Genomic DNA, 10,472 nt, shown 5'->3' with positions numbered 1-10,472 from the left:
CTGCGGACTCGACTCACCCTGCACAACCCAACAATTCCAGCCCAGAACCGATCAACGCGGCGGACTCGCGGACGGATTGTTCAGCAGGCTCCTAGCCCCACCCATCCACAGGATTTGATTATTGCTCGCACCGATGAGCGCCTGCTCATTGGTCGGCTCGATGTCGAGGACCTTCTGCTGGAAGGTCGCAGAGTTCTTGAAGTCAGCGGCATTGAAGTACAGCGCGGCAATCGAGGTCAGCGACGCCACATCCTTCGGGTTCGCCTCGACCTTCTTCATCAGGTCGGCCAGGGCGGCGGCGTCCACCGTGGGGGTCGCGGCGGGCGTCTCGGCAGACGTCATCGAGGGGACGTTCGGCGTCGGCCGTCCGAGCCAGTACACCCCGACGATGATCCCCGCCAGCATGACCAGGCCCAGCAGGACGAGCAGCGGCTTGGGCAGCGAGGCCCGGGCTGGCGCGACCACCGGACGCGCCATCGCTTGGAGCGCCGACTCCGGCCCACTCAGCAACGACTCGATCTTGTCCACTTCCTTGCGGCGACGCTTGGCCCAGCCGGTGATCGCCGGCGGGGCGGTGTCGAGGAACTCGACGATCTGGCCGTGGGTGGCGGACACGTCCTCGGCGTCGGCGTCCACGGGAAGCCCGAGTCTGGCCAAGAGGTCCTGGCGGACACTGGAGGTGCCAGTGGACGTCGTATCGGCAGTCATGGAAACGGTGCTCCCTCGAGCTCACATCACAGCGGTGGAATGTTCGCCTTAAGTATCGTTTTGAGCGATTTGTAACGCTATGTCCCGAAGGGCACATATCAGGTAGAACTTGACGTCGGATCCGGCCATCGCGGCCGAGGTCGACGCCCTCGCCGAGGTGTGCGCCGACGCCTACGAGGACGCCCGCGAGATGATCCTCGCGCTGCGCGACGCCGATCGATCCGACCGCGGCCTGGCCGAGGGGCTGCGCGACTTCCTCGGGAAGGGCAGCGGACGAGTTTCCCCCAGGAAGGCCCCCACCTGGTCAGCAGCGCAACGAGCGGCGTCCTCGCCCCGGGCGCGACGGCACTGGTCGTCTACGAGCACGAGCTGTTGGGTGAACGGGGTCGCGGCCCGCCTCCGGGATCGCGGCGTCGCAACCACCGTCTTGGCGCGTCCGGACGGCGCGACGATGTCCGGCGAACTGGCGAAGTATCCGTCGGTGATCATCGCCGAGTGGGCGACCCCCGAGTGCCCGGCACTGGTGGGTCAGCTCAGCCCGACGTCACGCATCGTCGACGTCGGCACCGTCATCGGACGCGGCTTCCCCGATTCTGCGGACCTCGTGCACTTCAGCGCCATCCTGGACGCCCTCGCCTCGGCCTGAGCCGGGCTCAGTCACCCCACAGCGCGGACGCCTCGTCCTCGGGGCTGGCCTCGCGCTCGGCCGCGAAGGGGGCGCCGTGCGTGGCGGCGAGCCGCGCGGCGGCGTCCGACCTCGATAGCCCGGTGACCTGGAGGAGGTCGGAGACCAGGGCGCGCACGAGCGACATCAGGGCCGCCGGACGCCAGTCCTGAGACTCGATCTCGTGGGGGGCCGTCTTGGCCGCTACGTCCGACAAGACGTCGCGGGCGTGCTGGGGACGGTGCCAGCCGCCGATCGACGTCGACAGGGCGCGCACCGCCGGGCCGACCTCGGCGAGCCGGTCCCCCACGTCGGGGAGGCGTCCGGCCTGCTCGTAGAACCCGACCGCCTGGCGCACCATCATCGCCAGCCCGGTCTCGGCGCGGCGTGCCAGCGCGAGGATGCGCTTCAGCTCGTCGAGCTGGGGAACTTCGGCGCGCAGCGTCGGGTTCAGCGCCGCGACGTCAGCGGCCGCCTTGAGCGCCTTGTCGAAGTCGTCGATGGACTCCGTGGTCGCCCGGACCTGGCCCTCGACGTCCATCATCGCCTCGACGTCGCCTCGCCTCAGCCCGTCGGCCAGCATCTCGATGGCCTGGGCCATCTCGGCGAAGGCCGAACGGGCGTATCGGCGCGGACGCTCCACCACCGAGCGCGGCAGCGCCACCGTGAGCACGAAGGCGACGGCACCGCCGACGAGGGCGTCCATCCAGCGGCCACCGGCGTGCAGTTCCATCCCCGGAATGGCGGACAGGCCCACGATGACCAGTCCGTTGCCGACGGTCTGGAACGTGACGACGTCGCCGCGGTCGAGGAGGCGTCCGGCTAAGGCCGCCACGACCAGTACGACCCCGATCTGCCAGGCGCCGGCGCCGAACGTCGAGACGAAGAGTTCACCGAGGCCCACGCCGACGGTGGCCCCCAGCGCCAACTCGGCCACGATGCGGGGCGAGCGGTTCTTGGTGAAGCCGAGGCAGATCCAGGCCGCCATCGGCGCGAACAGGGGCGCCGGCTGGTGGAGCGCATCGTGCGCGATCGCCCACGCGAGCGCCGCGCCGACCGCGGCGATGAGCACCGGCTCCAGCGCCGTCCGAACCCGCCGGATGCCCTGGCGTAGCCGAGCGCGGGCGAAGACAACCGCGCGACGGGCGTCCAACCGACCGCCCCGCTCGAACATCTGGGCGGCACCGCTCAACACGTCAGAACCCGAGGCGGTTCAGCTGTTTGGCGTCCCGCTGCCAGTCGCGCATGACCTTGACCTTGAGGGCGAGGTGGGTCGGGGTGCCCAGGAGCTTGTTGATCTGGAGCCGCGCATCGCGCCCGACCTCCCGCAGGCGCTCGCCCTGGTGGCCGATGATGATGCCCTTCTGCGAATCCCGTTCGACCACGATGGTCGCGAAGATGTCGAGCAGCGGCTTGTCCGCCGGACGCCCCTCGCGCGGCAGCATTTCGTCGACGACGACCGCGATCGAGTGCGGCAGCTCGTCGCGCACGCCTTCCAGGGCCGCCTCTCGGATCAGTTCCGCGATCCTCACCTCTTCCGACTCGTCCGTCACGGCGTCCATCGGGTAGAGCGGCGGGCCGTCCGGGAGGAGCTTGACGATCTCGTTGACGACGACGTCGACCTGGTCGTTCGTCACGGCCGAGACGGGGATGATGGCCTCCCAGCGAATCCCCAGCTTCTCCTCCAGCGCCTGGATGCGCATCAGGTGCTCGGCCAGCCGCGTCGGACCGACGAGGTCGGACTTGGTCGCCAGCGCCAGCAGCTTCGGACGCCGCGGCAGCGCGGCGATCTCCGTCAGCAGGAACTCATCACCGGGGCCGACGTGCTGCGACGACGGCAGGCAGACCCCGATGACGTCGACGTCAGCCCACGTCTCGTACACGAGGTCGTTGAGACGCTGCCCCAGCAGCGTCCGGGGCCGGTGCAGCCCGGGCGTGTCCACCAGGACCAGCTGCGCGTCCGCACGCGTCACGATGCCGCGGATGACGTGCCGCGTCGTCTGCGGCTTGGACGAGGTGATCGCGATCTTTTCGCCCACGATCGCGTTGGTCAGGGTCGACTTGCCGGCGTTCGGACGCCCGACGAAGCAGGCGAAACCGGAACGGAAGCCCTCGGCGGTCATGACTGCTCCTTGCTGGATTCGGACGCCGCGGCGTCCGGTGAATCGCCGACCGCAGGCTGCAGGTCAGCGTCGCTGAGTCGAGACACCAGCACGGTCTGGATGTTGTGACGGCGTCCGGCCGCCCGCTCGGCCACGAGCTCGAGGTCGTTGAAGCGGACGACGGCTCCTGGCAGCGGCACCTTGTTCAGCTCCTTGGCCATCAGGCCCAAGACGGTGTCGACGTCGTCCTGCTCGAGGTCGGCGTCGAACAGCTCGCCCAGGTCGTCGAGGGAGAGTCGGGACGACACGCGGAAGCGTCCGTCGGCCAGCTCGGTGACCGGCGGCACCTCGTCGCCGTCGTGCTCGTCGACGATCTCGCCGACGATCTCCTCGAGGATGTCTTCGATGGTTGCGAGCCCGGCGGTGCCGCCGAACTCGTCGACGATCACGACCACGTGGCGGTGGTTCAGCTGCATCTCGCGCAGCAACTCGTCGATCGGCTTGCTGTCCGGCGTGAACGTGGGCGGACGCATCAGGCTGTCCACCGTCTCGGACGCCTCGGCCCTCGGGTTGTCGTAGATCCGGCGGATGGCGTCCTTGAGATAGAGGATGCCGCGCACGTCGTCGAGATCCTCGCCGATCACCGGGATGCGTGAGAACCCCGACCGCAACGACAGCGACACCGCCTGCCGCAGGGTCTTGCCCAGCTCGATGTAGACCATCTCGGTGCGCGGCACCATCACCTCCTTGACGATGGTGTCGCCGAGGTCGATGACCGAGTGGATCATCTTGCGCTCGCCGTCCTCGATGAGGTCGGTGCTGCCGGCCCGGTCGATGAGCTCGCGGAGTTCGGCCTCGGAGGTGAACGGGCCGTCCACGTAGCCCCGACCCGGGGTGATCAGGTTGCCGATGACGATCATGACCTGCGGGATCGGGCCCAAGACGGTGGTCAGCAGCGACAGCGGCCGCGCGGTGGCCAGGGCGATCGAGTCGGCGTGCTGCCGGCCCAGCGTCCGGGGAGCGACGCCCAGCAGAATGAAGGAGACGCCCACCATGATGGCGACGGCCCACACCACGCGCCACAGCGTCGGCTCCACGAAGTCGATGACGACCAGGGTGGTCAGGACGATGGCGACCACCTCGAGCAGGACGCGGATGAACAGCGATGTGTTCAGGTAGGGCGCCTTGTCCTGCATGATCTGGACCAGCCGTGCGGTGCGCGCGCCCGGGTGTTCCTTGGCGAGCGTGTCGGCGCGCGACTTGGAGAACGCCTGTAACGCGGCTTCTCCGGCCGTCATCAGACTGGCGAGGAGCACACAGACGACCGCGACGACGATCTCGGTCACGTGGACTTCAGACAACGCGGCTCACTCCCAAGCTGCCGGGCAGGAGTCGTCAGTCTATCCCGCGTGGGCGTGGCGCCGACCGAGCGTGTCGGGCGGGCCGCTGGCGTGGCCCGCACGTACGGTGGACGGGTGAATCGAAGCCTCCGGACCCTGGCCGTCGCCACGCTGGCGGTCGCGAGCCTCGCCGGCTGCGCGACCGTCAAGCCCGCCTCGACGGTGCCGCCGACGGGCTGGCCGGACGCCCCGGCCACCAGCCGCACCCCGGCGCCCGCCACGCCCACCGCGCCGGCCAAGACGCCCGCCTTCGTCGAGCCGACCCAGAAGATCACCCGGGCGGGCTTCGTGATCCCGGTGCCCACCGGCTACGTGGACGCCACCGCCCTCGTCAGCGATGCCCCCACGACAGGCGCCACGCAACTGGTGGCCTTCCTGCGCAGCCCCGGGCAGCACACGATCACCGTCCAGACCGTGGCCACCGACAAGCAGGACTTCGCTTCATTCCTGACCTGGTACGTGACGGCCCAGAACGCCGGCACCGAGGCGTCCGTCACCGCGCAGAAGGACGCGAAGGTCGGCGGCCTGCAGGGCGCCGAGATCACCCTCAAGGCGTCCGACGACGGCGGCCTGAGCACGCTCTTCGTGGCCATGCGCAGCCCCGGCTCGCTGATCACCGTCTCCGGCGCAAGCGACAGCGAGCCTCAGCGCCGTGCGCTGGAGGCGGTCGCGACCTGGCTGGCGACCGCCTAAGCAGCACCGCCGACAGAGGGCGTCGACGCTGCCGGCGGCTAGAGCTTCGACAAGCTCAGCCGACGAAGGTCCCCCGCCGCCAGCGTTCTAGCGTTCGGGCGGCGCCCAGGTGAAGTCCGGACGCCGCCGGCCGGCGAAGGCAGCGATGCCCTCGGCGATGTCCGGACCCGAGTCGGCGCGAGCCACCCAGTCGTTGACCAGAGCGGACGTCGGCCGGCCCGCCGTCATCGTGTCGACGATCTCCTTGGTCGCCGCGACCGTGAGCCGGCTGAGGCCCGCGATCTGGGCACCTACCTCCTGCGCCCGGCTGGCCAGGGCCGACGGGTCGACAAGCTCGTCCACGAGGCCGATGTGCAGCGCCCGGGCCGCCTCGATGCGATCGCCGGTGTAGATCAGGTACTTGGTGGAGGCCGGACCCACCAGCGACACGAACCGGCGTGTCGCGGCCTCGGGGTACACGATGCCGAGCTTCGCGGGCGGCAGGCCGTAGCGCGAGTCGGTCGAGGCGATGCGCAGGTCGCACGCGGCGGCGAGCAGCAGCCCGCCGCCGAGGCAGTAGCCCTGGATCACGGCGATCACCGGCTTGCGGCAGGACGCGATCGCCTCCTCGGCCTCGACCACCTCCCCGCTCTTGTGGTGGTCGGTGAGGGCCGTGATGTCGGCGCCGGAGCAGAAATGCTCGCCAGCTCCGGTCAGCAATACGACGCGGACGGACGCGTCGGCGTCCAACTCCTTGAACGTCGTGACGAGCCCGCGCCACATGGGAGCGGTGAGGGAGTTGAGCTTGTCCGGACGGTTCAGGACGACCGTGGCGACGTGCCCCTCACGCCGGACCTCGACGGTCACCGCGACGAGCCTTGGCGATGGGCGTCCCAGGCGGCGATCAGGCGGTCGTTCAGGGCGAACATCGTCGCGTGCTCGGCGGGCTCCGCGTGGTCGTAGCCGAGCAGATGCAGCAGCCCGTGCACGAGTAGGTAGTCGGCCTCGGCCTCCGGCGTCCGGCCGCTGTCCGCCGCCTGGCGCTCGGTCACCGAGGGGCACAGGACGATGTCGCCCAGCAGGCCCTCCGGCGGCTCCTCGCCGTCGGCGGGCGGGCGAAGCTCGTCCATGGGGAAGCTGAGCACGTCGGTCGGGCCCGGATGGTTCATGAAGCGGACGTGGTAGTCGGCCATCGTGGGCTCATCCACGAGCAGGATCGAGAGCTCCGCCTGCGGATGGATCCTCAGCTGTTCGAGGCAGAAGCGTCCGAGTTGCACCAGGCGCGTCTCGTCCACTTCGACCCCGGACTCGTTGTTCAAGTCGATCACCGGTTTCCCCCTTCGACGGGACGCCGCGGGTGCGGCCCCTGGTCAACGCTCGCCTCGTAGCGGTCGTACGCGGCCACGATTTTGCCGACGAGTCGGTGCCGGACGACGTCGTGTGCCGTCAGGCGGCAGAACGAGATGTCGTCCACGTCGGTCAGGATCGACTGCACCTCCCGGAGTCCGGACTTCATGCCGCTCGGCAGGTCGACCTGGGTGACGTCGCCGGTCACGACCATCTTCGAGTTGAAGCCCAGGCGGGTCAGGAACATCTTCATCTGCTCCATCGAGGTGTTCTGCGCCTCGTCGAGGATGATGAACGCGTCGTTCAGGGTGCGTCCGCGCATGTAGGCCAAGGGGGCCACCTCGATGGTGCCCGCGGTCAGCAGCTTCGGCACCGTCTCCGGGTCGACCATGTCGTGCAGGGCGTCGTAGAGGGGACGCAGGTACGGATCGATCTTGTCGCTCAGGGTGCCCGGCAGGAAGCCGAGCCGCTCGCCGGCCTCGATCGCTGGACGCGTCATAATGATCCGGTTGACCTGCCGAGCCTGCAGGGCCTGGACCGCCTTCGCCATCGCCAAGTACGTCTTGCCGGTGCCCGCGGGGCCGATACCGAACACCACCGTGTGCGCGTCGATGGCGTCCACGTACCGCTTCTGGTTGAGCGTCTTGGGCCGGATCGTCTTGCCGCGCGTCGAGAGGATGTTCTGGGTCAGCACCTCGGCCGGGTGGTCGTGCTCGGACGCCATCGCGATGACGCGCTCGACGGCGTCCGTCGTGAGACCCTGGCCGGTGCGCACGATCGTCACCAACTCGGTGAGGACATCGGCGGCCCGGGCGACGCCGACCGGCTCGCCGGACAGCGTGATCTCGTTACCACGCACGTGGATCTGGGCGTCCAGGTCGCGTTCCAGCACCTTCAAGAACTCGTCGCGGGGCCCGAGCACGTTGACCATGCCGATGTTGGCGCCGACCGCGATCCGGCGGGTCGCGACGGCGTCCTGTGTCGTGTACGTCAGGGCAATGTCCCTTCGATCGGACGCCTGAAGGCGTCGGGGCTGTCAACCTCGGCAAGTGTATGCACGGCCGCGCGAGTTGGGAGGTGGCTGTTAGGCTCGCCCTGGCTTGGGCCCGTCCGCCCACCAGCCCGAACCTCACATGACGCACTCCACTCGCTCCCGCCTCCGCGCCTGCCTCGTCGCAGCCACCGCCGCGTTGCTGATGACCGCCTGCGGCATTCCCAGCCTGCCGGTGCCCACCGATGCCCCGGAGGCGCCGGCCACCCAGGAAGACAGCTCCACGGCGTCCCCGGACCACAAGGTGCACTGGGTCGCCGAGGAGAACTCCAAGCCCGGCACGCCCGGCTGGTCGGTGCCAGAGGCGACGAACGCCGGCGACCGAGAACTGGCCGCCTACTTCGACGCCGTGAGCGTCGAGCCAGGTGGCGCGGCCACCCTGTACGCGACGTCCACGGTCGGCGACTTCGACCTCAAAGCCTTCCGGCTCGGCTGGTACGGGGGCGTCGGGGCCCGCGAGGTGTGGCATTCGACCGCGCCGATCCCCGGCCTGGCTCAGAGCGCGCCGCTGAAGGCGTCCGACGGCACCATCTCGACGAACTGGCAGCCGACCACCACCGTCGACACGGCCGGCTGGCCCGAGGGCAGCTATCTCTTCCTCATGACCGCCAAGAAGGGCTCGAAGACCCGCTACGTGCCGCTCGTCGTCCGGACGCCGCAGCACCGCGGACGCCTGGCACTCATGGCGCCGGTCTTGACCAATCAGGCCTACAACGCCTGGGGTGGCTACAGCCTCTACCACGGTCCCGACAACCGATTCACCACCCGCAGCTCTCGGGTCAGCTTCGACCGCCCCTATGACCGCAACGGGGCCATGGAGACGTTCAAGTTCGATCTGCCCATCATCCAGCGGGCCGAGCGGTTGGATCTCGACTACTCGTACACGACGACGTGGGATGTCGACCGCTACCCCGACACGCTCAGGGGCGCCCGTGGCATCGTCAGCCTCGGCCACGACGAGTACTGGACCGTTCCCCTCCGGGACGCCGTCGAGAAGGCACGCGACGCGGGCACCAACCTGGCCTTCCTCGGCGCCAACGCCGTGTACTGGCGGGTTCGGCTCGAATCCGGTGGGCTCGGCGACGGGCGGCTCGTGGCCGGCTACAAGGAAGCCAAGCTGGACCCGGTCGTCGGGCCTACCACCACGGCGCTCTGGCGGCAGCGTCCGGCCCCGCGGCCCGAGAACTCCCTCACCGGGATGCTCTACGAGTGCTATCCGGTGACGGCCGACCTCAGGGTCGAGGAGGAGAACTTCTTCCTGTTCCGCGGCACCGGCGCGACGCGGAAGAAGCCCATTCCGGGGCTCATCGGCCTCGAGATCGACCGCGCCTACCCCATCGTCGGCACACCGGCCAACCTCCAGGTCGTGGCCCACTCCCCCGTCCAGTGCCCGCACGGCGGCCAGACGTTTTCGGACATGACGTACTACACCGCCCCCTCAGGTGCCGGCGTCTTCTCGGTCGGCACGATGGGCTGGGTGAACGCGCTCTCCGAGCGCTTGGCGGGCACAAAGCTCACCCAGGCATCCGTCCAGTTCTCGCGAACCGTCACCGACAACCTGCTCGTCGCGATGGCCGCAGGTCCGATGGGCCGCGAGCATCCGGCCATCGGCAACGTGGCCTCCTTGAAGCTGTCGGCGGCGACCACCACCGGCACCGGGGAGCCGGTTCATTCGGACTCACCCACGGCCTCGCCCTCACCCAGCCCATCGGCGACCCCCACCAAGCGATGAGCAACAGGAGCCTCGCCAGCGCGTTGGCGCTGGCGCTCGTCGTCCTGCTGCTCGGTGGTCTGTGGCTGCTGACCCGCGGCGGCGGGACCGCTACTCCGACGATCTCCCCGGCTCCGCCCTCGGCGTCCGTCAGCCCGCAGGCCGGCGATGCGGTCGTGGTCTGGATTGCGGACGGCGACACTCTGGACGGGCAGATCGACGGCGTCCGGACGAGGATCCGGCTGCTCAACATCGATGCGCCCGAACGTGCCCACGACGGCAGCGCGGCGCAGTGCCTGGCCGACGAGGCGACCCAGGCCCTAGCTCGCCTCGCGCCCGTCGGCACGACCGTCCACCTGGTCACGTACGGCAACGACCGGTACGGACGCCTCCTCGCCGGCGTCCAGGACAACGACGGCCGACTGATCAACGCCGAACTCGTCCGGCTCGGGCTCGCCGCTCCCCTGGTGGTGGGGGGTCAGCGCGCGCTGCTGGAGCCGGTGCGGGCCGCCCAGCGCGAGGCCGCGTCCGGACGTCTCGGCCTGCACGGCCAGGCCCCCTGCTCGCTGCCGGGCCGGATCTCGGTCGCCAGGTCCAACCTGGACGCCGCCGGCGCGGCCCCCCACGACGCGGCCCTGGCGGCCGGCAAGGACGCGTCCGCCGAGGCGTCCGCCGTCAGCGCCGAACTGCACGCGGATGCCCGGGACGCTCTCGTCCAGGGGCTCACCGCCGAGGGCTACGCGGCGACGGACGCGGCGGCGTCCGCCCTTAAGCGGGACGCCGACGCGCTGGTCCGCCGGCTCGGCGGCTAAGGATG

The 10,472-nt window shown here is 69.8% G+C and carries 11 protein-coding genes; 4 read left to right on the top strand and 7 right to left on the bottom strand.

Annotation, left to right across the window (positions count from 1 at the left end; genetic code table 11):
• Window positions 1–51: 51 nt before the first annotated feature.
• A complete protein-coding gene (locus FN821_RS11985; RefSeq protein ID WP_131172842.1) occupies window positions 52–708 on the bottom strand; it encodes a tetratricopeptide repeat protein in 657 nt (218 codons plus the stop codon).
• A 109-nt stretch (window positions 709–817) separates the two neighbouring features.
• On the opposite strand from FN821_RS11985, the gene FN821_RS11980 reads away from it, so the two are divergent.
• Entirely contained in the window at window positions 818–1,354 is a 537-nt protein-coding gene (locus tag FN821_RS11980; protein ID WP_131172841.1) for a hypothetical protein, read from the top strand.
• Between the two features lie 7 nt (window positions 1,355–1,361).
• On the opposite strand, the gene FN821_RS11975 is transcribed toward FN821_RS11980, so the two are convergent.
• From FN821_RS11975 to FN821_RS11965, 3 genes are read right to left on the bottom strand one after another with little or no spacing between them, the layout of a single operon-like run.
• Window positions 1,362–2,567: an FUSC family protein gene (locus FN821_RS11975; protein ID WP_131172840.1), complete on the bottom strand. Its 1,206-nt coding sequence runs from the start codon at window positions 2,565–2,567 to the stop codon at window positions 1,362–1,364.
• 1 nt (window position 2,568) lies between these two features.
• The gene (era, locus tag FN821_RS11970; RefSeq protein ID WP_131172839.1) at window positions 2,569–3,495 is read right to left on the bottom strand and encodes a GTPase Era; all 927 of its coding nucleotides are present in this window, start codon (window positions 3,493–3,495) and stop codon (window positions 2,569–2,571) included.
• Window positions 3,492–4,820, bottom strand: coding sequence for a hemolysin family protein (locus tag FN821_RS11965; RefSeq protein ID WP_277751033.1), 1,329 nt, complete (start codon window positions 4,818–4,820; stop codon window positions 3,492–3,494). Before FN821_RS11965 ends, era begins: the two co-directional genes overlap by 4 nt.
• Before the next feature lie 129 nt (window positions 4,821–4,949).
• Here FN821_RS11965 and FN821_RS11960 point away from each other — a divergent pair, with 129 nt between their 5' ends.
• Window positions 4,950–5,567 (top strand): hypothetical protein, encoded by a 618-nt coding sequence (locus tag FN821_RS11960; RefSeq protein WP_131172838.1) that lies wholly within the window; start codon window positions 4,950–4,952, stop codon window positions 5,565–5,567.
• Between the two features lie 87 nt (window positions 5,568–5,654).
• Here the strand turns inward: FN821_RS11960 and FN821_RS11955 are convergent, their stop codons facing one another.
• From FN821_RS11955 to FN821_RS11945, 3 genes are read right to left on the bottom strand one after another with little or no spacing between them, the layout of a single operon-like run.
• Entirely contained in the window at window positions 5,655–6,413 is a 759-nt protein-coding gene (locus FN821_RS11955; protein ID WP_131172837.1) for an enoyl-CoA hydratase/isomerase family protein, read from the bottom strand.
• Window positions 6,410–6,874, bottom strand: a complete 465-nt coding sequence (gene ybeY / locus FN821_RS11950; RefSeq protein WP_131172836.1) for an rRNA maturation RNase YbeY — start codon at window positions 6,872–6,874, stop codon at window positions 6,410–6,412. The genes FN821_RS11955 and ybeY overlap by 4 nt, the downstream gene beginning before the upstream one ends.
• The gene (locus tag FN821_RS11945; RefSeq protein WP_131172835.1) at window positions 6,871–7,824 is read right to left on the bottom strand and encodes a PhoH family protein; all 954 of its coding nucleotides are present in this window, start codon (window positions 7,822–7,824) and stop codon (window positions 6,871–6,873) included. The genes ybeY and FN821_RS11945 overlap by 4 nt, the downstream gene beginning before the upstream one ends.
• A 202-nt stretch (window positions 7,825–8,026) precedes the next feature.
• Between FN821_RS11945 and FN821_RS11940 the strand changes: the two genes are divergently transcribed.
• Both FN821_RS11940 and FN821_RS11935 read left to right on the top strand, forming a co-directional pair.
• Complete coding sequence (locus tag FN821_RS11940) at window positions 8,027–9,676, top strand: N,N-dimethylformamidase beta subunit family domain-containing protein (protein WP_131172834.1); 1,650 nt, start codon at window positions 8,027–8,029, stop codon at window positions 9,674–9,676.
• Window positions 9,673–10,467 carry a thermonuclease family protein gene (locus FN821_RS11935; RefSeq protein ID WP_131172833.1) on the top strand — a complete coding sequence of 265 codons (795 nt, stop codon included), beginning with the start codon at window positions 9,673–9,675 and terminating at the stop codon, window positions 10,465–10,467. The genes FN821_RS11940 and FN821_RS11935 overlap by 4 nt, the downstream gene beginning before the upstream one ends.
• Window positions 10,468–10,472 lie beyond the last annotated feature (5 nt).

Origin of the sequence: Propioniciclava tarda (genome assembly GCF_900182665.1) — a bacterium.
GTDB classification, from domain to species: Bacteria; Actinomycetota; Actinomycetes; order Propionibacteriales; family Propionibacteriaceae; genus Propioniciclava; species Propioniciclava tarda.
The sequence above is the reverse complement of the archived record's forward strand: the minus strand, read 5'-3'. Positions and strand labels throughout refer to the sequence as shown.

Coding starts and splice junctions, on each gene's coding strand:
- FN821_RS11945 (WP_131172835.1), bottom strand. CDS start 7,824: ATGGTCAACGTGCTCGGGCCCCGCGACGAGTTCTTGAAGGTGCTGGAA.
- FN821_RS11940 (WP_131172834.1), top strand. CDS start 8,027: ATGACGCACTCCACTCGCTCCCGCCTCCGCGCCTGCCTCGTCGCAGCC.
- FN821_RS11985 (WP_131172842.1), bottom strand. CDS start 708: ATGACTGCCGATACGACGTCCACTGGCACCTCCAGTGTCCGCCAGGAC.
- era (WP_131172839.1), bottom strand. CDS start 3,495: ATGACCGCCGAGGGCTTCCGTTCCGGTTTCGCCTGCTTCGTCGGGCGT.
- FN821_RS11935 (WP_131172833.1), top strand. CDS start 9,673: ATGAGCAACAGGAGCCTCGCCAGCGCGTTGGCGCTGGCGCTCGTCGTC.